This is a genomic window from Streptomyces sp. NBC_01478, from assembly GCF_036227225.1.
Taxonomy (GTDB): Bacteria; Actinomycetota; Actinomycetes; order Streptomycetales; family Streptomycetaceae; genus Streptomyces.
In genome coordinates, this window is the sequence record NZ_CP109444.1 from 1,640,003 (window position 1) to 1,665,026 (window position 25,024).

At 71.5% G+C, this 25,024-nt stretch carries 26 protein-coding genes; 7 read left to right on the forward strand and 19 right to left on the reverse strand.

Going from position 1 to position 25,024, the window contains the following annotated elements; genetic code table 11:
- Nucleotides 1–57: 57 nt before the first annotated feature.
- The 10 genes from OG223_RS07440 to OG223_RS07485 form a co-directional block, all read right to left on the reverse strand.
- The gene (locus tag OG223_RS07440; protein WP_329244122.1) at nt 58–825 is read right to left on the reverse strand and encodes an enoyl-CoA hydratase/isomerase family protein; all 768 of its coding nucleotides are present in this window, start codon (nt 823–825) and stop codon (nt 58–60) included.
- 7 nt (nt 826–832) lie between these two features.
- Nucleotides 833–1,936, reverse strand: a complete 1,104-nt coding sequence (paaE, locus tag OG223_RS07445; protein WP_329244124.1) for a 1,2-phenylacetyl-CoA epoxidase subunit PaaE — start codon at nt 1,934–1,936, stop codon at nt 833–835.
- A 76-nt stretch (nt 1,937–2,012) separates the two neighbouring features.
- Entirely contained in the window at nt 2,013–2,519 is a 507-nt protein-coding gene (gene paaD, locus OG223_RS07450; RefSeq protein ID WP_329244127.1) for a 1,2-phenylacetyl-CoA epoxidase subunit PaaD, read from the reverse strand.
- Entirely contained in the window at nt 2,513–3,349 is an 837-nt protein-coding gene (gene paaC / locus OG223_RS07455; protein WP_329244130.1) for a 1,2-phenylacetyl-CoA epoxidase subunit PaaC, read from the reverse strand. Before paaC ends, paaD begins: the two co-directional genes overlap by 7 nt.
- Nucleotides 3,350–3,358: 9 nt before the next feature.
- The gene (gene paaB / locus OG223_RS07460) at nt 3,359–3,643 is read right to left on the reverse strand and encodes a 1,2-phenylacetyl-CoA epoxidase subunit PaaB (protein WP_019075091.1); all 285 of its coding nucleotides are present in this window, start codon (nt 3,641–3,643) and stop codon (nt 3,359–3,361) included.
- A complete protein-coding gene (gene paaA, locus OG223_RS07465) occupies nt 3,640–4,632 on the reverse strand; it encodes a 1,2-phenylacetyl-CoA epoxidase subunit PaaA (protein WP_329244134.1) in 993 nt (330 codons plus the stop codon). The genes paaB and paaA overlap by 4 nt, the downstream gene beginning before the upstream one ends.
- A gap of 91 nt (nt 4,633–4,723) precedes the next feature.
- A complete protein-coding gene (locus OG223_RS07470) occupies nt 4,724–5,524 on the reverse strand; it encodes an enoyl-CoA hydratase/isomerase family protein (protein ID WP_329244137.1) in 801 nt (266 codons plus the stop codon).
- A complete protein-coding gene (locus tag OG223_RS07475) occupies nt 5,515–6,381 on the reverse strand; it encodes a 3-hydroxyacyl-CoA dehydrogenase family protein (RefSeq protein ID WP_329244139.1) in 867 nt (288 codons plus the stop codon). The genes OG223_RS07470 and OG223_RS07475 overlap by 10 nt, the downstream gene beginning before the upstream one ends.
- Complete coding sequence (locus OG223_RS07480; RefSeq protein ID WP_329244142.1) at nt 6,378–7,154, reverse strand: enoyl-CoA hydratase/isomerase family protein; 777 nt, start codon at nt 7,152–7,154, stop codon at nt 6,378–6,380. The genes OG223_RS07475 and OG223_RS07480 overlap by 4 nt, the downstream gene beginning before the upstream one ends.
- The gene (locus OG223_RS07485; protein ID WP_329244145.1) at nt 7,151–8,356 is read right to left on the reverse strand and encodes a thiolase family protein; all 1,206 of its coding nucleotides are present in this window, start codon (nt 8,354–8,356) and stop codon (nt 7,151–7,153) included. The genes OG223_RS07480 and OG223_RS07485 overlap by 4 nt, the downstream gene beginning before the upstream one ends.
- Before the next feature lie 94 nt (nt 8,357–8,450).
- Here OG223_RS07485 and paaI point away from each other — a divergent pair, with 94 nt between their 5' ends.
- From paaI to OG223_RS07505, 4 genes are all read left to right on the forward strand, one after another.
- Nucleotides 8,451–8,882: a hydroxyphenylacetyl-CoA thioesterase PaaI gene (gene paaI, locus OG223_RS07490; RefSeq protein WP_329244148.1), complete on the forward strand. Its 432-nt coding sequence runs from the start codon at nt 8,451–8,453 to the stop codon at nt 8,880–8,882.
- The gene (gene paaK / locus OG223_RS07495; protein ID WP_329244150.1) at nt 8,879–10,243 is read left to right on the forward strand and encodes a phenylacetate--CoA ligase PaaK; all 1,365 of its coding nucleotides are present in this window, start codon (nt 8,879–8,881) and stop codon (nt 10,241–10,243) included. The genes paaI and paaK overlap by 4 nt, the downstream gene beginning before the upstream one ends.
- A gap of 52 nt (nt 10,244–10,295) precedes the next feature.
- A complete protein-coding gene (locus OG223_RS07500; protein WP_329244152.1) occupies nt 10,296–10,934 on the forward strand; it encodes a TetR/AcrR family transcriptional regulator in 639 nt (212 codons plus the stop codon).
- A gap of 122 nt (nt 10,935–11,056) precedes the next feature.
- A complete protein-coding gene (locus tag OG223_RS07505) occupies nt 11,057–11,845 on the forward strand; it encodes an SAM-dependent methyltransferase (RefSeq protein WP_329244154.1) in 789 nt (262 codons plus the stop codon).
- Nucleotides 11,846–11,896: 51 nt separating this feature from the next.
- Here the strand turns inward: OG223_RS07505 and OG223_RS07510 are convergent, their stop codons facing one another.
- The 8 genes from OG223_RS07510 to OG223_RS07545 form a co-directional block, all read right to left on the reverse strand.
- Complete coding sequence (locus OG223_RS07510) at nt 11,897–13,537, reverse strand: protein kinase domain-containing protein (RefSeq protein WP_329244156.1); 1,641 nt, start codon at nt 13,535–13,537, stop codon at nt 11,897–11,899.
- Between the two features lie 99 nt (nt 13,538–13,636).
- Complete coding sequence (locus tag OG223_RS07515) at nt 13,637–14,110, reverse strand: nuclear transport factor 2 family protein (RefSeq protein ID WP_329244159.1); 474 nt, start codon at nt 14,108–14,110, stop codon at nt 13,637–13,639.
- Between the two features lie 32 nt (nt 14,111–14,142).
- Nucleotides 14,143–15,291: a M24 family metallopeptidase gene (locus OG223_RS07520; protein WP_329244162.1), complete on the reverse strand. Its 1,149-nt coding sequence runs from the start codon at nt 15,289–15,291 to the stop codon at nt 14,143–14,145.
- A 104-nt stretch (nt 15,292–15,395) separates the two neighbouring features.
- Nucleotides 15,396–16,346: an ABC transporter ATP-binding protein gene (locus OG223_RS07525; RefSeq protein WP_329244165.1), complete on the reverse strand. Its 951-nt coding sequence runs from the start codon at nt 16,344–16,346 to the stop codon at nt 15,396–15,398.
- Entirely contained in the window at nt 16,343–17,128 is a 786-nt protein-coding gene (locus OG223_RS07530; RefSeq protein WP_329244168.1) for an ABC transporter ATP-binding protein, read from the reverse strand. Before OG223_RS07530 ends, OG223_RS07525 begins: the two co-directional genes overlap by 4 nt.
- Nucleotides 17,125–18,015, reverse strand: coding sequence for an ABC transporter permease (locus OG223_RS07535; RefSeq protein WP_329244170.1), 891 nt, complete (start codon nt 18,013–18,015; stop codon nt 17,125–17,127). Before OG223_RS07535 ends, OG223_RS07530 begins: the two co-directional genes overlap by 4 nt.
- On the reverse strand, nt 18,012–19,094 hold the full coding sequence (locus OG223_RS07540; RefSeq protein ID WP_329244172.1) for an ABC transporter permease: 1,083 nt from the start codon (nt 19,092–19,094) through the stop codon (nt 18,012–18,014). Before OG223_RS07540 ends, OG223_RS07535 begins: the two co-directional genes overlap by 4 nt.
- Nucleotides 19,084–20,670, reverse strand: a complete 1,587-nt coding sequence (locus OG223_RS07545; RefSeq protein ID WP_329244174.1) for an ABC transporter substrate-binding protein — start codon at nt 20,668–20,670, stop codon at nt 19,084–19,086. Before OG223_RS07545 ends, OG223_RS07540 begins: the two co-directional genes overlap by 11 nt.
- 171 nt (nt 20,671–20,841) lie before the next feature.
- Between OG223_RS07545 and OG223_RS07550 the strand changes: the two genes are divergently transcribed.
- Nucleotides 20,842–21,489, forward strand: a complete 648-nt coding sequence (locus OG223_RS07550; protein ID WP_329244177.1) for an Lrp/AsnC family transcriptional regulator — start codon at nt 20,842–20,844, stop codon at nt 21,487–21,489.
- A 141-nt stretch (nt 21,490–21,630) separates the two neighbouring features.
- Complete coding sequence (locus OG223_RS07555; RefSeq protein ID WP_329244180.1) at nt 21,631–22,155, forward strand: hypothetical protein; 525 nt, start codon at nt 21,631–21,633, stop codon at nt 22,153–22,155.
- Here OG223_RS07555 and OG223_RS07560 read toward each other — a convergent pair.
- Nucleotides 22,094–22,456 carry an NUDIX domain-containing protein gene (locus OG223_RS07560; protein WP_329244182.1) on the reverse strand — a complete coding sequence of 121 codons (363 nt, stop codon included), beginning with the start codon at nt 22,454–22,456 and terminating at the stop codon, nt 22,094–22,096. The two genes, OG223_RS07555 and OG223_RS07560, sit on opposite strands and share 62 nt — an antisense overlap.
- 167 nt (nt 22,457–22,623) lie before the next feature.
- Between OG223_RS07560 and ligA the strand changes: the two genes are divergently transcribed.
- The gene (gene ligA / locus OG223_RS07565) at nt 22,624–24,714 is read left to right on the forward strand and encodes an NAD-dependent DNA ligase LigA (RefSeq protein ID WP_329244186.1); all 2,091 of its coding nucleotides are present in this window, start codon (nt 22,624–22,626) and stop codon (nt 24,712–24,714) included.
- Nucleotides 24,715–25,024: the final 310 nt, after the last annotated feature.

Below are 25,024 nucleotides of genomic sequence, written 5' to 3' on the forward strand. Positions count from 1 at the left end.
GCTGAACACCGATGAATGAAGCGCGGGCCGGGAATCACTCCCGGCCCGCGCTGCGTGTCACCTGAACTTCGCTTTGCCGGGGCCCTCTTCGACGAAGCTGCGCATCCCGCGCTCACGGTCCTCGGTCGCGAACAGCCCCGCGAACCACGTCCGTTCGACCGCGAGCCCGGTCTCGATGTCCGTCCCCAGACCGGTGTCGACCGCTTCCTTCGCCGCGCGCAGCGCGATCGCCGGACCCTGCGCGAGCTTCGCCGCCCACGCGTGGGCCTCCGCGTACACCTCGGCCGCGGGCATCAACCGGTCCACCAGGCCGAGTTCGAGCGCCTCATCGGCCTTGACCATACGACCCGTGAAGATCAGGTCCTTCGCCTTCGACGGGCCGATCAGACGGGCCAGCCGCTGCGTGCCGCCCGCACCCGGGATCAGCCCCAGCAGGATCTCCGGCTGCCCGAGCTTCGCATTGTCGGCCGCGATCCGGAAGTCCGCGCACAACGCCAACTCACAACCCCCGCCCAGCGCATAGCCGGTGATGGCAGCAACCACCGGCTTCGGGATACGGGCCACCGCCGTGAACGACTCCTGCAACGCCCGCGACCGTACGACCATCGCCGCATGGTCCATACGCTGCATCTCCTTGATGTCCGCGCCCGCAGCGAACACCTTCTCCCCGCCGTACACCACCACGGCCCGCACGTCCTCGCGCCGCGTGACCTCCTCGGCGAGTGCGCGCAGACCGTCCTGCGTCTCCGTGTCCAGGGCGTTCATCGGCGGACGGTCGAGCCTGATCGTGCCGACGCCCTCGGCGACTTCGAGTCGAAGTGTCATGGCCCGCCTAGCTGTCGTAGTCGACGGCGAGGGTGTCGGACACCGGGAAGGTCTGGCAGGTGAGGACGTAACCGGCGTCGACCTCGGCGGGTTCGAGGGCGTAGTTGCGCCGCATGTCCGCGGTGCCGTCGGTGACCAGCGCACGGCAGGTGCCGCAGACGCCGCCCTTGCAGGCGAAGGGCAGGTCGGGCCGGGTCTTCTGGGCGCCGTCGAGGATCGAACTGTCCTTGTGCAGGGCCGAGTTGGTGGTGCGGCCGTCGAGGGTGACGCTGACCTGGCTGACGGGACCGTCGTAGACCTTGTCGACGTGCTCATTGATCCGTACGGGCTCGTCGTCGGCGTAGAACAGCTCCTGGTGGACGCGCTCGGACGGGACGCCGAGTCCGGTGAGGACCTGATGGGCGTCGCGGACCATGCCGTGCGGGCCGCACAGCCACCAGTGGTCGGCGGTGTCCACATCGACCAGGGCGTCCACGAGCGCGGTGAGCCGGTCGGCGTCGAGACGGCCGGAGAGGATCTCCGCCTCGCGCGGTTCGCGGGACAGGATGTGCGCGAGCTGGAACCGGCCGGGGTACAGGTCCTTCAGGTCGGCGAGGTCGTCGGCGAACATCACCGTGTCGCTGCGCCGGTTGCCGTAGAAGAGCGTGACGCGGGAGCGGGTGTCGGCGGCGAGGACGGATTCCGCGATGGACAGCATCGGGGTGATGCCGGAGCCGGCGGCGATCAGGACGTGGTGGCCGGGGCGGGTCAGGTCGGGGGTGAAGGCGCCGGTGGGGGCCATCACCTCGACGGTGTCGCCGGGGCGTACGTCGTTGACCAGCCAGGAGGAGAACAGACCGTCGGGGACTTCGCGCACGCCGATACGCGGTCGTGCTCCCGCCGGGGAGCAGATGGAGTACGAGCGGCGCTCGTCGCGGCCCTCGACCTCGCGGCGGAGGGTGAGCGACTGGCCGGGCCGGTACGCGAACTCCTCGGCGAGGTGGTCGGGGATGGCGAAGCTGATGGCCGCGGCGTCCTCGCACAGCGACTCGACGGCGGCGACCCGCAGGGCATGGAAGGCCGGGCGGCGGCGCGCCGGGCGGGCGGAGGTGGTGGGGGCCGGGGCGGTCACTGGTCCACCGTCCTTTCCACGGGAGGGAGTTGAGCACTCGCCGCACCTTCCGCGAGCGGGAGTCGGGGGCTCGCCATCAGATCTCCTTGACGTACTCGAACGGCTCGCGGCAGGTGCGGCACCGCCACAGGGCTTTGCAGGAGGTCGCGGCGAAGCGCGAGGTCTCCTCGGTGTCCGTCGCCCCGCAGCGGGGGCAGGGCACCGTGCGGCGGATCGGCGACAGCGTGAGCACCACTGGGCCACGGGGGGCCGCGCCCGGCGGGGCGATGCCGTGTTCGGCGAGCTTGGCGCGGCCGGCCGGGGTGATCCAGTCGCTGCTCCAGGGCGGGGTCAGGACCGTACGGATCTCCACGCGCGCGTACCCGGCATCCGTCAGCCGTGCGGCCACCTCGGCGCGCATCTCGGCCATGGCCGGGCAGCCCGAGTAGGTGGGCGTCAGGCTCGCGACGACCGTGCCGTCCTCGCTCACCTCGACCTCGCGCAGTACGCCGAGGTCGGCCAGCGTGAGCATCGGCATCTCGGGGTCGGGCACCTGCGCGGCGATGTGCCGGGCGCGCCGCGCGTCGAGCAGGGTGGTCACCATGTCGCCTCCGGGTGGGCGCGGGCCACGCTCTGGAGTTCGGTCAGGAGTGGGGCCAGGTGCTCGGTGTGGTCGCCGTCGCGGCCGTGGCCGGGGACCGGTGTCGCCTCGGGCAGGTCGAGCCCGGCGGCGTCGGTGACCTGGCGCAGCACGCTCAGCACCTCGTCCCTCAACTCGCCGTCCACTGCGAAGAGTTCGTCCAGGTACGGGGCCACGGCGGCCAGCGCGTCCCGCATCCTCCGCTGCGACTCCTCCGTGCCGTCGCCCAGCCGGACGACCCACTCGGCGGCGTACTGGCGGTGGTACGCGAGCTCCTTGACGCCCTTGGCGGCGATGGCGGCCAGCACCGGGTCCGAGGTCGTGGTGGCGAGCCGCTCGAAGAGGGCCAGCCGCCAGGAGGACAGCACCAGGAGCCGGGTGATCGAGAACGCGAAGTCCCCGTTGGGGAGTTCGGCCAGCCGTACATTGCGGAAGTCGTCCGCGTCGCGGAAGTAGGCGTACGCGTCCTCGCCGCGTCCGGTGCCGTCGACCTGACCGGCACGCGCGTAGAGCAGGCGGGTCTGGCCGAGCAGGTCGAGCCCGATGTTGGCCAGCGCGACCTCCTCCTCCAACTCGGGGGCGGCGGTGCACCATTGGGCCAGTCGCTGGGCGCCGACGAGCGCGTCGTCGCCAAGTGCCAGGCAGTACGCGGCCAGTTGGGCGGCGTCCGTCCCCTCCGGCACGGTCTGGTCGACGCCGTGCAGCGGGTCCTCGAAGCCGGTGCCGAAGGCCCAGCGGGCGTCGCCGTCGTCGTGCCCCTCGGCCAGGGACAGATAGACGTGGTCGTCACTCATTCCCTGCTCCTAGATGTGGGGGACGTCGTCGGGGATGTCGTAGAACGTGGGGTGGCGGTAGACCTTGTCGGCGCTCGGCGCGAAGAACGGGTCCTTCTCGTCGCGGGTCGAGGCGGCGATGTGCTCCGAGCGCACGACCCAGATGGACACGCCCTCGTTGCGCCGCGTGTAGAGGTCGCGGGCGTGGGTGAGCGCCATGGCGTCGTCGGCGGCGTGCAGCGAGCCGACGTGGACGTGGTTCAGGCCGCGCTTGCCACGGACGAACACCTCGTACAGGGGCCAGTCCTGCGTCATGCCGCCGCTCCTTCGGTCTTCTGTGTGCGGGCGTCCTGCTTGGCCGCGTGGGCGGTGGCCGCCTCCCGGACCCAGGCGCCCTCCTCGTGGGCGGCCCGGCGGCGGGAGACCCGCTCCGCGTTGCGCGGTCCGTCGCCGCTGATCACGCGCTGCAACTCGGACCAGTCGGGGGTGCCGAAGTCGTGGTGGCCGCGCTCCTCGTTCCAGCTCAACTCCGGGTCGGGCAGGGTGACTCCGAGCTTCTCCGCCTGCGGAACCGTCATGTCGACGAAGCGCTGGCGCAGTTCGTCGTTGCTGTGCCGCTTGATCTTCCAGGCCATGGAGCGCGCCGAGTTGGGCGAGTCGTCGTCGGGCGGGCCGAACATCATCAGCGACGGCCACCACCAACGGTCCACCGCGTCCTGGACCATGGCCCGCTGAGCGTCCGTGCCGCGCATCATCGTGAGCAGCAGCTCGAAGCCCTGACGCTGGTGGAAGGACTCCTCCTTGCACACCCGCACCATCGCCCGCGCGTACGGCCCGTACGAGCAGCGGCACAGCGGCACCTGGTTGCAGATCGCCGCGCCGTCCACGAACCAGCCGATCACGCCGACGTCGGCGAAGGTCGGCGTCGGGTAGTTGAAGATCGACGAGTACTTCTGCCGGCCCTCGATCAGCGCCTCGGTCAGCTCGGCGCGGTCCGCGCCCAGGGTCTCGGCGGCCGAGTACAGATACAGTCCGTGTCCGGCCTCGTCCTGCACCTTCGCGAAGAGGATCGCCTTGCGGCGCAGGGAGGGCGCGCGGGTGATCCAGTCGCCCTCCGGCTGCATCCCGATGATCTCGGAGTGCGCGTGCTGCGCGATCTGCCGGATCAGGGTCTTGCGATAGCCGTCGGGCATCCAGTCGCGGGGCTCGATCCGCTGGTCCTTCGCGATCGTGGCGTCGAACTGCTCCGACAGCCGCGCTTCGTCCCAGCCGGCGGCTGACGCCTCCGTGCCTGTGCTGGTCATCGACACACCAACTTCCCTACCGACCATTCGTTCGGTACCTAGTCTGATGGGTTTCCCCCGGCGAGGCAAGACCTGCCGGACGAATGGCTGGTCACCGGCCCTCGAACGACGGCTCCGCCCGCGCGAGAAACGCTTCCACGGCGGCCCGGTGGTCCCGCGTCGCGCCCAGCCGCTCCTGCGCGGCCGCCACGCGCTCCAGCACGGTGGCGAGGCTCGCGCCGGGCGCGTCCCGCAGCAGCGCCTTGACCTCCGCGTAGGCCGCGGTGGGCCCGGCGGCCAGCCTCCTGGCCAGGGCCAGCCCCTCCGCCGTAGCTCCCCCGTCCGGTACGACCCGGTGCACCAGCCCCCACCGCAACGCGTCCTCGGCGTCGAAACGGTCGCCGAGCAGCATCAGCGCGGCGGCCCGCGACGGACCGACCGCCCGCGCCGGCGCACCGCTCAGTCCGCTGTCGGCGGCCAGTCCGATCCCGGTGAACGCGGTCGCGAACCGCGCGCCCCGGGCCGCGACCCGCACATCCGCGCAGAGCGCGAGGCCGAGACCGGCCCCGACGCACGCGCCCTCGACGGCCACGACCACGGGCCGGGTCAGCGCGTGCAGCTCCTCCACGAGGGGGTTGTACTCGTCGCGCACACAGGCGAAGGCCGCTACGGGTCCGGTCTCCAGCGCGCGGGCGTGCTCCTTGAGGTCCTGCCCCACGCAGAAGTGCTTGCCCCGCGCGGTGAGCAGCACGGCACGGACCGCCGCGCCGTCGCCGCGCACCCGGCGCACGGCGGCCGACAGTCCGCTCCGCAGGGAGACATCGAGCGCGGGTCGGCGCAGCTGGATGGTGGCGACAGCGGCCTCCAGGCCGTAGCCGACGCCGTCCCCTGTCCGCCCCGCGCTCACTCCCATGTGTAGAACCCCTGTCCCGTCTTGCGGCCCAGCTCACCGCGGGCGACCTTGTCGCGCAGGAGTCGGGGCGGTGCGAAGCGCTCGCCGAGGGTGGAGTGCAGGTATTCGGCGATGGCCAGGCGTACGTCGAGGCCGACCAGGTCGGTCAGGCGCAGCGGGCCCATGGGGTGCTTGTAGCCGAGGCTCATCGCGTCGTCGATCGCGTCCGGCTCGGCGACGCCCTCCTCGACCATGCGGATCGCCTCCAGGCCGAGCGCCAGCCCGAGACGGCTGCTGGCGAAGCCGGGCGAGTCCTTGACGGTCACGTCCTTCTTGCCGAGCGCGTGCGTCCAGTCGAGGGCGGCGCTGACCGCGGCGGCCTCGGTGTGCGGCGCGACGACGATCTCGACCAGGGCGGAGGCGGGCACCGGGTTGAAGAAATGCATGCCGAGGAAGCGGCCGGGCCGGGTGAGCACGGCGGCGAGTTCGGTGACCGACAGGGAGCTGGTGTTGGTGGCCAGCACGGTCGTCGCGCCCACCGCCCGCTCGGCCGCCGCGAGCACACGGGCCTTGAGCCCGGCGTCCTCGGGGACGGCCTCGACGACGAGATCGGCGTCGGCGGGCAGCCCGTCGACGGAGTCCGCCATGGTGACGCGGGCGAGGACGTCCTCCGCGGGCTCGCCGAGCAGGCCCCGCTCGGCGGCCCGCTCGATGCCGGTGGCAACCCGGTCAAGCGCGGCGGCCGAGGCGGCCTCGCCACTCTCCACGACGGTCACCGACGAACCGGCGGCCACGAAGGACTGCGCGATCCCGGCGCCCATCCGGCCGCCGCCGATCACACCGACAACTGCGGGCGCTGAGTGGGGTGTTGGGCTCATGCTCGGCTGCTCCTCTTTTCCAAGCCCCTCTTATTCAAGAAGCGTGTCATACGGTCCCTCTTGTCCTGCCCCTCGAAGAGCACGGCCTGCGCGAGGTCGTCGGCGACCGGGTGCGCGCCGGGTGAGTCGACCACCAGCTTGGTGAGCCGCAGCGCCGTGGCCGAGGACCGGGCCATGCGGTCGAGCAGCGCGTGCGCCTCGTCCAGCAGCTTCTCCGCCGGTACGACGTCGATGACCAGCCCGGCCGCCAGAGCCGCCGCCGCGTCGAGGTTCCGGCCGGCGAGCAGCACCTGCTTGGCGACGGACTCGCCGACCAGTTCGGGCAGCCGCCAGCACGCACCGGCCGCCGCGAGGATGCCGAGCCCGGGTTCCGGGTTGCCGAAGACGGCGTCCGGACCGGCGATCCGCAGATCACAGGCGTACGACAGTTCCGCGCCGCCGCCCAGCGCCCAGCCGTCGACCGCCGCGAGGGTCGGCATCGGCAGCCGGCGCACCCGCTCGAAGAGCCGGCTGTTGATGCCCTGCAGTGCCTCGTCCCGCCCGCGTGCCAGCAGCTCCGCGATGTCGGCGCCGCCCGCGAAGACCCCGCCGTGACCGGTGAGCAGAAGCAGCTTGGGGTCCTGCTCCAACTGCTCGCAGACGGCGTGCAGTTCGCGGATCATCAGGCCGCTGATGGCGTTGCGGGCCTCGGGGCGGTGCAGGGTGACGACGACGCGGTCCGCACGCTCCTCGACGAGGAGGGTCTCGTAGTCACCGGCGACGGGGGCGCTCATACCCGCTCCACGAGCATCGCGACGCCCTGGCCTACGCCGACGCACAGCGTGGCCAGCCCCCGCCGGGCATCCTCCCGCTCCAGCCTGCCGAGCAGCGTGAGCAGGATGCGGGCGCCGGAGCACCCGAGGGGATGCCCCAGGGCGATGGCCCCGCCGTCCGCGTTGACCTTCTCCTCGTCGAGCTTGAGGCGGCGCGTGACCGCGATCGCCTGGGCGGCGAACGCCTCGTTCAGTTCTACGGCGTCCAGGTCGCCGGTCTGCCAGCCCGCGCGGGCAAGAGCCTTCTCGGTGGCGGGGACCGGGCCCAGGCCCATGATGTGGGGCTGCACCCCGGCCGAGGCGGAGGTGACGATCCGGGCCCTGGGGGTGAGTCCGTGGCGTCGGACGGCCGCGCCGCTCGCGACCACCAGGGCGGCGGCGCCGTCGGACAGCGGTGAGGAGGAGCCGGCGGTGACGATGCCGCCCTCGCGGAAGATGGTGCGCAGGGAGCCGAGCTTCTCCAGCGTGGTGCCGGGGCGCGGGCCCTCGTCGCGGGTAACCTCGCCGTCCTTCACCACGACCGGCACGATCTCCCGGTCGAAGCGGCCCGACTCCTGGGCGGCGACGGCCCGTTGATGACTGCGCAGCGCGAACGCGTCGGACTCGGCGCGGGTGATGCCGTCGAGTGCGGCGACCTCCTCGGCGGTCTCGCCCATCGACAGGGTCTGCTGCGCGGCGAAGCGCGGATTGGTGAAGCGCCAGCCGAGCGAGGTGTCGTGCACCTCCCCGGGCTTGGCCCATGGAGTGCCGGGCTTGGCCATCACCCAGGGAGCGCGGGTCATGGACTCCACGCCGCCCGCGACGACGAGGTCCGCCTCACCGGCCCGTATCGCCTGCGCCGCCGAGGCCACGGCGGTCAGGCCCGAGGCGCACAGCCGGTTGACGGTGTAACCCGGCACGGTGTGCGGCAGCCCGGCCAGCAGGACGGCCATCCGCGCCACGTCGCGGTTGTCCTCGCCGGCCTGGTTGGCGGCGCCGAGGATCACCTCGTCCACCTCCTCGGCCGGAATCCCGGCCCGGCGGACCGCCTCGCCGACGACCAGCGCCGCGAGGTCGTCGGGCCGTACGGACGCCAGGGCGCCGCCGTAGCGGCCCTGCGGGGTGCGAGCCCCGTCGATCAGATAGACCTCGTCGGAGGACGACTCGGAGCTGGTCTGGGGCATGCGTTCCACCTCTTGACAGGCAGTGGTGATGCTGGATTACTTGGCCGTGACGCACGCTAACCGAATGTTCGGTCGGTCCACAAGGTGGTGGAAAATGACGCAGGCCGCTGACACGGCCTCCGGTCCGACGGCGAGGATGTTCGCCGCGGACGAGGCGTCCCGGGCTCTCGGCATGGAGCTCGTCGAGCACGGCGCAGGGACCGCCGTGCTCCGTATGACCGTGACCCCGGCCATGGTCAACGGACACCGGATCGCTCACGGCGGCTATCTGTTCCTGCTCGCCGACTCCGCCTTCGCCTGTGCCTGCAACAGCCACGGCCCGGTGACCGTGGCCGCCGGTGCCGACATCGACTTCGTCGCCCCGGCGTACCAGGGCGACGTCCTGGTGGCGACCGCGACGGAGCGCACCCGGTTCGGCCGCAGCGGCATCTACGACGTGAGCGTGGTGCGCGGCGACCAGGTGATCGCGGAGTTCCGCGGCCGCAGCCGCAGCATCAACAGCACGAAGACGAAGGAGTCTCCATGAGCAGCGACCTGACAGCCCCGGCGGCCCCACCGGCGTCGCCGCCCGTGAGCACACGCCTCGGGGAACCGCTCCCCGACGGGTTGCTGGACGCCGCCGAGCGCCTGACCCGCGAGGAGCTGCGGGAGCACCAACTCGGCCTGCTCCAGGCCACGTTGCGGCACGCCTACGACCATGTGGAGCTGTACCGCAGGAAGTTCGACGAGGCCGGCGTTAAACCCGAGGACTGCCGCACCTTGGAGGACCTCGCCCGGTTCCCCTTCACCACGAAGGCCGACCTGCGGGAGACCTACCCCTTCGGCATGTTCGCCGTCCCCATGGACCAGGTCCGCCGCGTCCACGCCTCCAGCGGCACCACCGGCCGCCCCACCGTCGTCGGCTACACGGAGAACGACCTCTCCATGTGGGCCGACGTGGTGGCCCGTTCGATCCGCGCGGCCGGCGGCCGGCCCGGACACAAGATCCATGTGTCGTACGGCTACGGGTTGTTCACCGGTGGTCTGGGCGCCCACTACGGCGCCGAGCGCGCGGGCTGCACCGTGATCCCCGCCTCCGGTGGCATGACCGCGCGCCAGGTGCAGATCATCCAGGACTTCAAGCCCGAGATCATCATGGTCACCCCGTCCTACATGCTCACCCTCCTCGACGAGTTCGAGCGCCAGGGCGTCGACCCGCGCACCAGCTCCCTCAAGGTGGGCATCTTCGGCGCCGAGCCGTGGACGGAGGCGATGCGCCGCGAGATCGAGGAGCGCATGGACATCCACGCGGTCGACATCTACGGCCTGTCGGAGGTGATCGGCCCCGGTGTCGCGCAGGAGTGCGTGGAGACCAAGGACGGCCTCCATGTGTGGGAGGACCACTTCTACCCGGAGATCGTCGACCCGATCTCCGACGAGGTGCTGCCCGACGGCGACGACGGCGAGCTGGTCTTCACCTCCCTCACCAAGGAGGCCCTGCCGATCATCCGCTACCGCACCCGCGACCTGACCCGGCTGCTGCCCGGCACCGCCCGGCCGGCGTTCCGGCGCATCGAGAAGATCACCGGGCGCTGCGACGACATGATCATCCTGCGCGGGGTGAACGTCTTCCCCAGCCAGATCGAGGAGATCATCCTGCGCACCCCCGCCGTCGCCCCGCACTTCACGATCCAGCTCAGCAGGCGCGGCCGTATGGACCACATGACGGTCCGCGCCGAGGCCCGCCCCGGGGCCACGCCCGAGCAGCGGGACGCGGCCGCGGCGGCGATCGGCAAGGGTGTCAAGGACGGCGTGGGGGTGACCGTGGCGGTGGAGATCGTCGATCCGGAGACCCTGGAGCGCTCGGTGGGGAAGATCCGCCGGGTCAAGGATCTGCGGGAGCAGTGACCGCCGAGGCCGTTCTGTCCGGTGCGGTCGCCCGCCTTGTCACAATGGCCCGGTGACCAGGACACCTGTGCAGAACCCGGCCGGCCGCCACGGCCGGCCCGCCTACGACCGCGACTCGCTGCTGGAGGTCGCCGTCGTGGTCTTCAACGAACGCGGCTACGACGGCACCGGCATGGAGGAACTGGCCAGGCGCCTGGGACTCAGCAAGTCGAGCATCTACCACCATGTGTCCGGCAAGGAGGAACTCCTGGAACTCGCGGTCAACCGCGCCCTGGACGCCCTCTTCGCCGTGCTCGACGAGGAGGAGGGGCAGGCCCGGGACGCGGACGGCGGGTCCCCGGCGACCGCCCGGATGAAGCGGGTCATCCACCGCAGCGTCGAGGTGCTGGCCGCCGAACTGCCGTACGTCACCCTGCTGTTGCGGCTGCACGGCAACAGCGAGGTGGAGCAGCGGGCCCTCGCCCGGCGCCGTGAATTCGACCACCGGGTCGCCGAGTTGATGACCCGGGCGGCGGCCGAGGGCGGCATACGCGCGGACATCGACCCGCACCTCGCGAGCAGGCTGCTGTTCGGCACCGTCAACTCCCTGGTGGAGTGGTACCGCCCCGACCGCGGCCTGACCGTGGAGACACTGGCCGACGCGCTGACGACCATCCTCTTCGACGGCCTGCACGGACGCACGAGCGACTGACCGGCACGGCAGGCCCAACTCCCCTCCCCCACAGGCCATATGACCGGCCCGAGTACGATGATCGAGAGCGCGGCCCGCCCCACCTGTCCCACTCGCCTCTCACCCGCCGTGATGGAGTTGCCATGACGACCGACCCCAAGCCGTCACCGCAGATCGACACCGGCAAGGCACATCCCGCGCGGGTCTACGACTGGCTGCTGGGCGGCAAGGACAACTACCCGGTCGACGAGGCCGTGGGCGAGAAACTGCCGCCCGAGGCGAAGGACGCGGCCCGGCAGAACCGCGCGTTCATGCACCGCGCGGCGACCTGGCTCGCCGGCCGGGGCATCGACCAGTTCCTCGACATCGGCACGGGCATCCCCACCGCGCCCAACCTGCACCAGATCGTCCAGCGGACGGTGCCGACGGCGAAGGTCGTCTACACCGACTACGACCCGATCGTCCTGCGTCACGCCGAGGCGCTCCTGGTCAGCCACCCGGACGGGGTCACCGACTACATCCAGGCCGACGTGCGGCAGCCCGAGGAGATCGTCGAACACGCCCGCCACGTCCTGGACTTCACCCGCCCGATCGCCCTCTCGCTGATCGCGCTGATGCACTTCGTCCCGGACGAGCAGGACGCCCACGGCATCGTGCGCGACCTCGTCGCCACCCTGCCGTCGGGCAGCTATCTGGTCCTGTCCCACGCCGCGTCCGACCTCTACCCCGAACTCGCCGCACAGGTCACCGCCGAGTACGCCAAGGGCGGCATCAAACTGGGCTTCCGCACCCGCCCGGAGGTCGAGCGCTTCTTCGACGGCCTCGACCTGGTGCCGCCGGGCCTGGTGACGGCGACCGAGTGGAATCCGCCGGCGTCCGAGGGCGCCCCGGAGGGCAGCGGGATCTACGCGGCGGTGGCGCGGGTCCGCTGAGACCGGATCAGCCGGTACGGATCAGCGACGGCCCCGCGCCGCCCCACGCCCTCAGAACGCGGTATCGGTCTGCCAGACGACCTGGGCGTCGGTCGCTATGACCATGTTGCCGGTCTCCAGCACCTTGAGGGTCGCCCCGTCGGCTCCTTGTGTGTTGCTGGCCCACAGCGACTGGTGCTGGGCGCTGTAGACCACGAAGTTGCCGTCCTCCTGGAACACGGCCGTGTTCCCCGCTCCTTGGGTCTGGCTCGCCCAGTGGGCCGTTCCGGAAGCGTCGTAGAGCACCAGGTTGCCGTCCGGCTGCATGATCAGCTTCGATCGCGCGGTCTGCACGAACGTCCCGGCCTCGAAGGTGTACGGGGACTTCACCACCACGGCGTCGGGCAGGTTGCCGCCACCCGTGGCCGAGGGGGAGGGAGAAGGAGACGTGGTCGCCGCGCTCTCGGACGGGGCGGCCGACCCGTGGGTGGCACCGGCGGACGGCGTGACCTTCGCGGAGGCCGAGCCCTTGCTGTCGCCCTTGTCGTCGAGGGCGTGGAACACGAGCAGCCCGGAGCCGGTGACGACGACCAGCGCGGCCGCGCCGACGACGGTCCACAGCCCGCGACGCCCGCGCCCTCTTCGGGTGCCGCCGGCGTCCGGTGGCAGAGGCGGAAGGGTTCCCGCCGGGTAGGGGCCGTGGAAGTCCGCCGTATAGCCCGGGTTAGGGGCGAGGAGGGTGGCGGCGTGGCCGCCCGCCGCCGTCGTCGCCGGAGGGGCGAGTGCCGTCGCCACGTCGTGGGCGCCGGGCGACCCGCCGCCTCCGTTGTCGGCGACGGTCGCGGCACGCTCCCGGTCCGTCAACGAGCCCACGGCGAGCGCCCGTTGGTAGGCGGGATGGTGGACCAGGTCGGCATCGGCCCGGCAGAGTTCGACGATGCGCTGCGGAGTGGGGCGCAGCGCGGGATCACTCTGTGCGCAGGCCGCGATCAGCTCGGCCACCGCGGGGTCGACACCCCGCAGGTCGAGCTCGCCGTGCACCGAACGGTAGGACACGGCGGCGAACGGCCCGTCCCCGTACGGCGGGCGGCCGGTGACGGCGAACGCCAGCGTGGCCCCGAGGGCGAACACATCCGCTCCCGGACCGGTCTCGCCGCTCGTGATCGTCTCCGGCGCGATGAACCCGGGGCTGCCCATCGCACCGCCGGCCTGCGTCAGGTTGGACGTACCGATGGTCCGGGCGATGCCGAAGTCGATCAACTGAGGGCCGGTGGCGGAGAGAATGACGTTGTGCGGCTTGAGGTCCCGATGCCACACACCCCGGACGTGAATGGCGTCCAGCCCCTCGGCGAGGGCGGCCAGCATGACCCGGGCCAGGTCGGCGGGGAGCGGTCCGTTGGTCGCCACCGCGGTGTGCAGCGTGGGCCCCGGCACATACTCGGTGGCCAGCCAGTACGGCGGTGTGTCCAGCTCCGCGTCGATGAGCGACGCCGTGTACGCGCTGCGGACCGTGCCCAGCGTCTCCACCTCGCGGCGGAACCGGCTGAGGGCGTGTTCGTCATGGCGGAGGTGGTCGTTGATCACCTTGACGGCGGCGGGACGGCCGCCCGGCGACCGCGCGAGGTACACCCTCCCCATCCCGCCCTCGCCGAGTCGGCCGACCAGACGGTAGCGGCCTATGTGCGATGGGTCGGAGCCATCGAGCGAAAGCACGGGACATGTCCTCCGTTGCCCAGCAGGGTGTGACACCAGGCCTCGGACGACACGCCCGGACCGGACCCCGACATAGTAGAGGGAACAGTCCCCCGCGCCTCACCTGTCACACGGTTCCGGGACGCTCTGGATGTCCTCGTGCAGATGCACGACGAGCCAATTGCCGTCGGAACGGGCACGTCGCAGGACCGCGGTGTTACGGGCCAACTCCGTCGGGGCCGCGCGGAATTCGACCCGGAGCCAGTAGCGGGCCACCGCCAAGTCCCCGAAGACGTCGACGACTTGGCCGTACGCGGTGAGGCCGGCCTCGGCGGGCCCGTCCTCGGGCAGCGGACGGGCGTCCCGGATTCGATTCAACTCCGTTCTGCCGCAGAGGAGTTCGGGGGTCGCCGAGTCCCAGATGGTGGCCTGGGGATCGAGGAAGGCGTCGATGCGCGCGCGGTCACCCGCGGTGTAGCCCTCGTACATGCCCGTGATCACCGTCCACACCGCGGCCAGGTCGGCGGGCGCGCCACCCGGGCGGGCACCGCCGTCGGCTGCGGGAGGGGCGGAACGGGGCGGTGGAGCGGGCATGGGGCTTCCTTGGGTGGGGTGTTCGGGCCGGGTCAAGGGAGTACGACCAGGTCCCGGGGCGTGCGGTTGAGGCGCTCCCCGCCCTCTTCCGTGCAGATCACGATGTCCTCGATCCGCGCCCCGTACCGGCCGGGCAGATAGATGCCGGGTTCGACGGAGAAGGCCATGCCCGGCGCGAGCGGGAGCGGGTTGCCGGCCACGATGTAGGGCTCCTCGTGACTCTCCAGGCCGATGCCGTGTCCGGTGCGGTGGATGAAGTGCGGGCCGTGTCCGGCGTCGGTGATGAAGTCCCGCCCCACGGCGTCGAGTTCGGCGGCGGTGATGCCCGGTCGTACGGCGTCGGTCTGGGCACGTTGGGCGTTCAGCAGGACCTCGTGGAGCCGGCGGAACTCGGCGGGCGGCTCGCCCACCGCGTACACCCGGGTGGAGTCGGAGCAGTAGCCGTCCAGGGTCGTACCGCCGATGTCGACCACCACGGGGTCGCCGGGCCGGATCGTGCGGTCGGACAGTTCGTGGTGCGGGCTGGCGCTGTTCGGGCCGGAGCCGACGATGACGAAGTCGACCCGGACGTGCCCCTCGGCGATGATCGCGTCCGCGATGTCCCGGCCTACCTCGCGTTCGGTACGGCCGGCCCGCAGCCACTCCCCCATGCGGGCGTGCACCCGGTCGATGGCGGCGCCGGCCCGGCGCAGGGCGGCCGCCTCCTGCGGGGTCTTGCGCATCCGCAGCCCGTTCAGCACCTCGCCGGCCAACTCCTGTTCGGCGCCCGGGAATACGGCACGGAAGGCGAGGACCTTCTCCGCCCACATGCGGTTGTCGACGCCGACGCGGGCGGTGCGGGCGGGCAGCCGGGCCGCGACGAGGGCGTAGGGGTCGTCGGTCTCGCCCCAGCCGGTGATCTCGATGCCCAGATCACCGGCCGGGGAGGCCCGGGCGGCGAGTTCCTCCAGGGCCGGGACGAGGAGGAAGGGGTCGCCGTCGGCGGGAAGCACCAGACAGGTCAGCCGTTCCAGCGGCTTGGCGTCGTAGCCGGTCAGGTACCGCAGGTCCGCGCCGGGCGAGATCAGCAGGGCGTCCAGACCGGCTCGGGCGGTGGCCTGTCGGGCGCGGTGGAGACGGTCGGCCGGGTACAGGTCCACGAGCGGTTCGGTGGGGTGGTGGGCGTGGTCGTCGTCGGGCATCGGCTCTCCGTGAAGTGACAGGGGGATCAGGTGAGTTGCGCACCTCCCGGGCGAACCGTCCGGCCGGGAAGGGCGTCGCCCTCAGCCGGACCGTCCGGCCCGGCTCAGGCCGCGTACAACCGGCACGCCACGCCCCCGGCGATCAACTGCGGTTCCTCGCGGTCGCAGCCGTCGAAGGCCTGGGGGCAACGCGGGTGGAAACGGCAGCCGCTCGGCGGGTCGGCGGGGTCGGGTACGTCGCCGGGGAGTTCGGCCGGCAGCACTCCCGCGCCGTCCGGCTTCGGTACGGCGGCCAGCAGCGCCCGGGTGTACGGGTGGCGCGGGTCGGCCCACACCTCGGCCGTGGGACCGGTCTCCACGATCCGCCCCAGATACATCACGGCGATCCGGTCCGCGATCAGCCGTACGACGGACAGGTCATGGCTGATGAACAGCAGCCCGGCGCCCGACTCGACGGCCAACGACCGCATCAGCGTGGCCACTTGGAGCTGCGCGGAGGCGTCGAGCGCGGAGATCGGCTCGTCCCCGACCAGGAGGCGGGGGCGGGCGGCGAGCGCACGGGCGATGGCGATGCGCTGGCGCTGGCCGCCGGAGAACTCCTGCGGATAGCGCTCGGCGGCACTGGCCGGCAGCCCGACCCTGGTCAACAGGTCCTCCGGAGTGGCGCCTTGGGCCCCCTCGCCCCGCGCGGCCGCCGTACGGATGCCGTCGGCGATCTGCGAACCCACCCGGCGACGGGGATTGAGGGAACCGTACGGATCCTGGAAGACCATCTGCACGCCGGTCAGGGCGAGTTCGCGGCGGCGCATCCGCAACGGGCGTACCGGGATGCCGTCGTAGACGATGCGGCCCTCCGCCGGTGCGGTGAGGCCGCAGACCGCGCGGGCCAGGGTCGACTTGCCGCAGCCCGACTCGCCCACCAGGCCCACGACTTCACCGGCCCGCACCTGGAGGCTGACCCCGGCGACGGCACGCGTGGGTGGTGCGCCCGGCCGGTGGTACTGGACGACGAGGTCGTCGACCGAGAGGAGGGGGGCCGTCGGGTCGGCGGTCATACGGTGCTCCTTCCGGGGAGCGCGTCCAGGAGTTGACGGGTGTACTCGTGCTGCGGGTCCGTGAGGACCTGGCCGCGCGCTCCCGTCTCCACGACAAGCCCATGGCGCATCACGCTCACCTCGTCGGCTATCGCGGACATCACGCCCAGGTCGTGGGTGACCAGCAGGACGGCAAGGCCGAGGTCGTCGCAGAGGCCGCGCAGCAGGCGCAGTACTCCGGCCTGCACGGTGACGTCGAGGGCGGTGGTCGGTTCGTCGGCGATCAGCACCTTCGGTTCGCAGGCGAGCGCGATGGCGATCGCGATGCGCTGGCGCATGCCGCCGGAGAACTGGTGCGGGTAACGGCCCAGCGCATCACGGGGGTTGGGGATGCGGACCTGTGTCAGCAGCTCGACCGCCTTCTCCTTGGCCGTCTTGCGGTCGAGCTTCAGGTGGTGGCGCAGGTGGTCGGTGAGCTGGTGTCCGATGCTGAGCATGGGGTGCAGGCTGGTGGACGGGTCCTGGAACACCATGCTCACCGATCGACCGCGCAGCGCGGCCAGTTGACGGGCCGGCAGGGTCAGCAGGTCCGTGCCCTCCAGCTCGATCCGGCCGCCGGTGCGGGCGCCGGGCGGCAGCAGGCCGAGGGTGGCGAGACCGGTCATGGTCTTGCCCGAGCCGCTCTCCCCCGCGAGCCCGTGGATCCGGCCGGGCTCCAGGGCGAGGTCGACCCCGCCGAGGATGCGGGCGCCGCCCAGGTCGAGGGTGAGGCCGCTGATCTCCAGCACGTTGCCGGCGGTCATCCGACACGCTCCTTCTCCGCGCCGATGGTCCGGGCCGTGCCCGGGTCGAGGGCGTCTCGCAGCGTGTCGCCGAGGAAGTTGAAGGCGAGGACGACAGTGAGGATGGCCAGGCCCGGGAAGACCCCGATCCACCACTTGTCGAACTGCTGGGTGCCGTCCGCGACCATCGCGCCCCACTCCGCCGTCGGCGGCTTGGCACCGAGCCCGAGGAAGGACAGCCCGGACAGCAGCAGGGTCGCGGTGCCGATGTCGAGGGTGGCCAGGACCAGCAGCGGGCCGAGCACGTTGGGCAGGATGTCGACCCGCAGCGACCGCCAGGCGGAGAAGCCCAACAGCCGTCCGCTGAGCACGAATTCACGGTTCCTGAGGCCCATGACCAGCCCCCGGGTGACGCGGGCGTACGACGGCCAGGACACGACCAGGACGGCCAGGACCGCGTTCTGCAGGCTGGCGCCGAGGGCGGCGGCGACCACCATCGCCAGGATGACGGTGGGGAAGGCGAACACCAGGTCCGCGATCCGCATCACGGTCTCGTCCACCCACCGTCCGAAGAACCCGGCGCAGGCCCCGAGGACTCCGCCGACCAGCAGCGACATGGCCACCAGCAGCAGGGCGAGGGGGATGGAGACGCGGGCGCCGTACAGGACGCGGCTCAGCACGTCCCGGCCCAGTTCGTCCGTGCCGAACCAGTGTCCGGCGCCGGGGGCGGCCAGCCGGGGCAGGTTCTGCGCGAGGGGGTCGTGCGGGGCGAGCAGCGGGGCGGCGAGCACGATGACCAGCCAGAACACCGCGACCAGACCGCCGGTCACCGCGAGCGGGCGACGCCAGGCGGGTGGCAGCCGTCGTAGCAGACCGCGTTTCGTCGCGCTCTGGGGACCGCGTTTCACTGCACCCTCACCCTCGGGTCGATCACGCCGTACAAGACGTCCACGGCGAGGTTGACGGTCAGGTACACCAGGCCGACGACCAGGCCGACGCCCATCACGGCGGGCAGGTCGAGGGTGGTGGCGCTGCGGTAGGCGTAGGCGCCCAGGCCCGGCCAGGCGAAGATCGACTCGACCAGGACGGTGCCGGAGAGCAGCGCGCCGAAGGCCAGTCCGGCGACCGTGATGACGGGGACGAGGGCTGCCCGGAGCACGTACTGGAAGAGGACCGTGCGACCGGGGAGGCCCTTGGCCCGGGCCGCCCTGACGTAGTCCTGGTTGAGCACCTCCAGTACGGCGGAGCGGGTGAAGCGGGTGAGGAGGCCGACGGTGTAGGCCGTCAACACCAGTGCGGGGAGGGCGAGATGGCCCACCGCGCTCCAGAACACCGGCCACTGTCCGGCGAGTGCCGCGTCGACCGTGTAGAGGCCGGTGACGTGCGGGGGCGCGGTCATGCCGGGGTCGAGGCGGCCGCTGCCCGGGGCCCAGCCAAGGCGGTAGAAGAAGAGGTAGAAGGCGAGCAGCGCCAGCCAGAAGGTCGGCACCGAGACTCCCAACAGGCTGACTACACGCAGGAGTTGGTCGGTGAGGCGGTCCCGGCGCAGGGCCGCCACGACACCGAAGGCCACACCCACGACCAGGGAGACCACGATCGCGGCGCCGGCGAGTTCGAGGGTGGCGGGGACGGCGGTGGACAGGTCGGTGAGGACCGACTGGTGGCTCTGCTGGGACTCGCCGAGGTCGCCGTGGAGGAGGTTGCCGAGGTAGGTGACGTACTGGACCGGCAGGGGCTTGTCGAGGCCGTAGTGGTGGCGGAACTGGGCGACGATCGCCGGGTCGCCGATCGCCCGCTGGCCGAGGTTGGCCGCCGCCGGGTCGCCCGGGACCAGGTTGGTGAGGACGAACGTCACCAGGGTCACGCCGAGGGCGAGCAGGACGGCGGTGGCGGTACGGCGGAGCAGGAAACGGGCGAGGGGGTGGCGGGCGAGGAGACGGCGGCGGACGGGAGGCCGTCCGCCCTCGCCCGCTCCCTTACTTGGCACCCAGCGCGGCGACATCGATCGTCCACACGGGGTTGTAGGCGATGCCGGTCACCGACGCGGCGGAGACGGTGTTGCGGCTGGGCTGCATGAGCGGGATGAAGGGGCCGGAGGCGTTCATGCGGGTCTGGATCTGCTCGTAGAGCGTCTTGCGGGTGTCGTCGCCGATCGTCGTCGCCGCCTTGTCGCCGAGCGCGGTGAGGGTCGGGTCGGCGCCGGCCTTCCAGCCCGCGCGCAGGCCGACGAGCTCGCCGGGCAGGAAGGTCAGGTAGTCGCTGGGGTCCGGGTAGTCCGGGCCCCAGTACCAGAGGCCCAACTGCTCTTTGCCGTTGCGGTAGTTGTCGAGTTCGGTGGTGGTCGGCGCGGGGGCGAGCGTGACGGTGATGCCGACCTCCTTCAACTGGGCCTGGACCCGTTCGGCGAGGGTCTGCAGGGACAGTCCGTCGACGGTCAGGTCACTGGCGTAGCCGAGGGTCACGGAAGGCTTGGCGATACCGCTCGCCTTGAGCGCCGCCTTCGCCCCGGCCAGGTCGCGGCCGGCGGCCTGTGCGGCGGGCAGCGCGCCGAGGAAGGTCGAGGGGATGATCCCGGCGGGCTGGACGGAGCCGGTGCCGGCGAGCGAGAGCAGGCTCTTGTAGTCGATGCCCTTGCGTACGGCCTCGGCGAACTTGGCGTTGGCCGTCGTACTGCTGACCTTGGTGTCCCGGTTGAGCAGCAGGAAGATCACGTCGGAGGACGCCCCGCTGTCCACCTTGAGGCCCCCTCCCAGGCCGCTGACCTGGTCGGAGGTGAGGTCGAGGGCTATCTGGCTGTCGCCGCGCTGGACGTTCAGCTTCTGGGTGGGGGCCTGGACGTTGCGGAGAACGATCTTGTCGTAGGTCGGCTTGTCGGAGCCGGTGTACTTGGGGTTCTTCGTCAGCACGACCTGGGTGTTCGTGTTGAACGAGGTGATCGTGTACGGGCCGGAGCCTGCCGACGTGGTGTTGAGGTACTTCTCCGCCGCGTCCGTCGCGGTCGCCGAGCCGCCGTGGGCCTGGACCGTCTTCGCGCTGAGGATGCCGAGGGCGGGGTTGGGGAGGATGAACGGCAGCGCGGGGTTCGCCTTCTTCGACACCAGGGTGACGGTGGAGGCGTCGGTCTTGGTGACCGTGACACCGTCCAGGAGGAACGACGGGTTGCCCTTGAGCGCGATCACCCGGTTCAGCGAGAAGACGACGTCGTCGGCGGTGACCGCGCTGCCGTCCGCGAACTTCGCGCCCGCACGCAGATGCAGCGTGAGTGTCTTGCCGTCCGCCGACTGCTCGTACGAGGAGGCCAGGCCGGGCACCGGCTTGGTGACGTCGGAGCCCTTGAAGGACAGCAGCGTCTCGTACAGCGCCTTGTCCACGATCTGCCCGGTCGGCTCGAACTCACGGCCCGGGTCGGCGGTCTTCAGGTTGAACGACGTGTCGACGACCAGGGTCTTGCCGGCCGCCGAGCCGGTGGCGCCCGTACCGCCGGAGCACGCGCTCAGGGCGAGCGCCGCGACCGCGACGAGCGGGAGTGCCACCGGGTACGACCCGGCACTGAATCTGGGCATGCGTGCCTCCGTGGGCAAGACAGAGCGGGGCGGAGCGGAAGAAGGCCGTGCGGGAACGGGCGGACACCGGGAGGGAGCCTGGACGATTCGCCGTTAGGGTTGGCTGAAACTAACCAGGACTCTCGGCGGACGGGACCAGCACGAGACGAAATGCAACGGAGAGGCGCGAACATGGAAGATCTGTCGACCCCGGAGACCCCGGGCGAGCGCCGCTCTGGACGGATCGGCATCGGTCTTGCCCTGGATTCGGTGCATTTCAAGATCCTCGACGTGCTGCGCACCCAGGGCCGTATCTCCGTCGCGGCCCTCGCGGAGCGCGTCGGCGTCTCCCGCGCGAACGCCTACACCCGTCTCGAAGCGCTCCGCGCCGACGGCGTGATCAACGGCTTCAGCGCCCGCGTCGACCACAACCGGGTCGGGCTGGAGATCTGCGCGCTGATCTTCGTCACGGTCCGCCAGGAGCTGTGGAAGCAGTTCCGCACGGCGCTGGCCCAGATGCCGGAGGTGGAGTACTGCGCCGTCACCACCGGCGAGCACGACGCCATGATCCAGATCCGGGTGGCCGACGTCACCGCCGTGCACCGCCTGGTCACCGACCGGCTGTCCACGATTCCTGCGGTCCGCGCGACCGAGACCGTGATCATCCTCGACGAGGTACTCCGCCGCCCCTACGTCCTGCCGACCGCCTCGCGCTCCACCGAATCCGCGACCGGAACCTCCCAAGACGCCCCCGGAACAAACCAGTTCGGCATGACCCGCTTCATCCGCGCCGCCGAGGGACGGGCCGATCTGCAACGGACGTCCGAGCCGGAGGACTGACGGGCACCGGAGGGGCGGAAGGCCGACCAGGCAGCGTGACAAGCCCGCTTCGACATCAGCCGGAGCCGCCCCCACCCGGACCGTTGTCAGTGCCGACTGGAAGGATCGCAGCACAAGTCGGCCGAGGTGAGGGTGGGATCAATGAAGGTGCTGGTCAGTGGTGAGGTCCATGTCGACTACGGACAGGTCTTCGTGGAGAGCGGCGGGGACGAATGCGACCTGTACGACGCCTTCGCCGGGCAGGAAGGTGTCGGGCTCTGCGGGGCCGGGACGGACGGGACACTGTTACTGCTGACCGGCCTGCGCATCGGCGGTGTCCGCTTCACCGTCGAGCTGCACGACAGCCCGCCTGCACTGGACGAGACCTGGGAGGAGATCGTCGAGGTCCCCTTCCGGCCGGTGTCACAGGAGACGAAGCTGCGGCAGTGGAACGGAAAAGCCTCGTGGGAGTTGGGCCTGGAGGAGCGCGACCACCGCGTGCGGTACTCCGCCACCGGCATGGACGACGGCCTGCGCAAGAACGTCCGGGAGGACGACGAGCCCCGGACCGGCGACCGGTATCTGCTGCAGTTCTGGCCCGCCTCGCCCGAACCGGCCCGGGTGCTCAAACAGACCGGCACAGCCGCCGCGAACTCGCACGCCTTCGCCACTTCGCCCGTGGGTTGACCATCCGAACGGACCGGGTGCCGGTCTCGGAGAGGGCGTCGGATGTCCGGTCGCGCGGACGCCCTCTCACAAGCCGAGCGACACGGGCCCGGCCGGGACCCCTTCTGGTGCGCACGAGGAAACAGTCGTTGATCACCCCGTCGTGTCCCGCCGCATGGCCGGACGCCGTGGCTTCCTGGTGCCACACGTGAGGCGCATCGGCGTCGACGACGAGGCCCACCTCTTCGCGCAGTTCACGACGCAGAGCGTCGAGCGGCGCCTCGTCGTGTTCGCTGCCGCCGCCCGGACGACGCAGATTCACCGGAGCATGCTGGCACCCCGGAGCCTGTCTCCGGGCGGCGGGCCCGGATCGACCGGAGTCGCGGCGACACGCTCAGGATCCGCTGTGCCCACGGAACCTCGTCGGCCCGACGCGCGGTCGCCCTCGGGCCCGGGGCGTTGTCAGTGGTGGCAGGCAGGATGAGAGTCATGACAACTCCTGGAGCTGTGATCGTGGATGCCGCCGCCTACGCGCAGGCGGTCGAGGACGCGGTGAAGGCGTCGGCCGCCTATTACGCCGCCGGCACCTCCGCGCTGGACGACGACTCCTACGACCGGCTGGTGCGCGGCATCGCAGCGTGGGAGGCCGAGAATCCCGACCAGGTGCTGCCCGACTCCCCGACCGGGAAGGTGGCCGGCGGCGCGGTCGAGGGCGATGTCCCGCACACGGTGGCGATGCTGAGTCTGGACAACGTGTTCTCGCCGGAGGAGTTCACCGCCTGGACCGCCTCGCTGGCCCGAAGAATCGACCACGAGGTCACGCGGTTCAGCGTGGAGCCGAAGCTGGACGGCCTGGCGATCGCGGCCCGCTACACGCGCGGCCGACTCACCCGGCTCATCACCCGTGGCGACGGCACGGCCGGCGAGGACGTCACGCACGCGATCGGCACCATCGAGGGCCTGCCGCAGGAGCTGGCCGAGCCGGTCACCGTCGAGGTGCGCGGCGAAGTCCTCATGACCACCGCCCAGTTCGAGCACGGCAACGAGGTCCGCACCGCGCACGGCGGACAGCCGTTCGCCAACCCGCGCGGTGCGTCGGCGGGCACCCTGCGCGCCAAGGAGCGCGCCTACACGGTGCCGATGACGTTCTTCGGCTACGGCCTGATCCCCGTCGCCGACACCGAGCCCGATCTCGCGGCCCGCCTCGCCGAGCTGGCCCACAGCGACCTCATGAACCAGGCCGCCGCCTACGGGGTCAACACCACCGCGACCACCGCCGTGCCCGGCATCACCGCCGACACCGTCGAGCAGGTGCTCGTCCGGGTTCAGGAGATCGCCGCGCTCCGGGCCCAACTGCCGTTCGGGATCGACGGGATCGTCATCAAGGCCGACCTCGCCGCCGACCAGCGGGCCGCCGGGTCGGGCTCGCGCGCACCGCGCTGGGCGATCGCCTACAAACTCCCCGCCGTCGAGAAGATCACCCGGCTGCTGGAGGTGGAGTGGAACGTGGGCCGCACCGGCATCATCGCCCCGCGCGCCGTCCTGGAGCCGGTCGAGATCGACGGCGCCACGATCACCTACGCCACCCTGCACAACCCGGGGGACATCACCCGCCGCGATCTGCGCCTGGGCGACCACGTCATGGTGCACCGGGCGGGTGACGTGATCCCCCGTATCGAAGCCCCGGTCGCGCATCTGCGCACCGGTGACGAACAGCCCATCGTGTTCCCCGAGGTGTGCCCGCGGTGCGGCTCCGGCATCGACACCAGCGAGCTGCGCTGGCGCTGCGAACAGGGCCGCAACTGCCACCTGGTCGCCGCCCTCTCGTACGCGGCCGGCCGTGACCAGCTCGACATCGAGGGGCTGGGCCACACCCGTGTCGTCCAGCTCGTCGACGCCGGGCTGGTCGCCGATCTCGCCGACCTGTTCGCCCTGACCCGCGAGCAGCTCCTGGGCCTGGAGCGGATGGGCGAGACCAGCACCGACAACCTCCTCGCCGCGATCGTCACCGCCAAGGGCCAGCCGCTGTCACGGGTGCTGTGCGCGCTCGGGGTGCGCGGCACCGGTCGCTCCATGTCCCGCCGTATCGCCCGGTACTTCGCGACCATGGACATCATCCGGGCCGCCGACGCGGAGGCGATGCAGCGGGTCGAGGGCATCGGCACCGAGAAAGCCCCCTCGATCGTCGCCGAACTGGCCGAACTCGCCCCGCTCATCGACAGACTCGCCGCCGCCGGGGTCAACATGACCGAGCCCGGCGCGACCCCGCCCGACCTCACGACGGATGACGCGGCTGCCGACGGTACGGAAGCCGCGGATACGGCCGACGGGCCGCTGGCCGGGATGACGGTGGTCGTCACCGGTGCGATGACCGGCCCCCTGGAGAAGCTCAGCCGCAACCAGATGAACGAACTCGTCGAGCGCGCCGGTGGCCGTTCCTCCTCCAGCGTCTCCAAGAAGACCACCCTGGTCGTGGCCGGTGAGAACGCGGGGTCGAAGCGCGCCAAGGCCGAGACCCTCGGTATCCGCCTCGCCACCCCCGACGAGTTCGCGGCCCTGATCGCCGACTACCTCGACTGAGGCCTCCGGCCGAGGTGTTCCGCAGGTCACAGTCACCGGTGGGGCTTGAGCGGGAACAACTGGGCCGGGTCGCCCGTTCATGTCTATGTGGCTGCGGAGGGGACAGTGTCCCCGGGCCTCACCTATAGCCCATGGGGACGATCGTCCGGCTGAAGCCCCATGGAGCCTTTCGCCGAGAGGCGACCGCCCTCCGCACGCCACCAGGTACGGCCCCGGCTGGTCTCCCCCGTCCAGCCGGGGCCTCTTTCACTCTCAGGGGCGGCACTCCCGGGGACGGCCTCACGCACTCCGCGACCGGGGCAGAATGGAC